This is a genomic window from Parasediminibacterium sp. HNIBRBA5674, assembly GCF_056745525.1.
Window position 1 is genome coordinate 1 of sequence record NZ_JBQWIE010000107.1, and the last position, 468, is coordinate 468.

General features: G+C 31.8%; 2 protein-coding genes. Both read right to left on the bottom strand.

Annotated elements, in window-relative coordinates; genetic code table 11:
* Positions 1–134: 134 nt before the first annotated feature.
* Complete coding sequence (locus ACT9TX_RS18460) at positions 135–308, bottom strand: hypothetical protein (RefSeq protein WP_481340595.1); 174 nt, start codon at positions 306–308, stop codon at positions 135–137.
* A gap of 28 nt (positions 309–336) precedes the next feature.
* Positions 337–468: SUMF1/EgtB/PvdO family nonheme iron enzyme (locus tag ACT9TX_RS18465; RefSeq protein WP_481340597.1), on the bottom strand; the 132-nt coding region annotated here is incomplete at its 5' end.

Consider the following 468-nt stretch of genomic DNA (forward strand, 5'->3'; position numbering starts at 1 on the left):
TAGTTTATAGAGGTGTGAATGTATTTTGCATTTAAGAATTAAACGTCCTGAACTGTGCTGACGAATGAAAAAATATTGCGTCTAAATAGACGAGATAAACGTATTATTTATTGCCTTAACGATAGCTTTAAGAATTACTTTAAACTAATTGTATGATATACCGAAAATTGTACAATATCGCGATTATAAAATACATCGGTTGGCTTTTGTTGAAACCAATTTAAACATCCTAATTCTATCGCTAAATTTGGTAAAACATCTATACTAGCACCAACATACAACCTATTTTGATCAAAACAATTAGTCACTATTTTACTACCTAAATTAAGGTGTATTTCATCGTTTACTTCTCACACATCTAAATCCAGTGTTACTACTGCCAGAATCTGTGCTACTCTTCATTCTGCGAGAAACTCTGTAACCTGTACAGTAACTTTTGTTGCACATAAATGAACCACCACGTAAAGA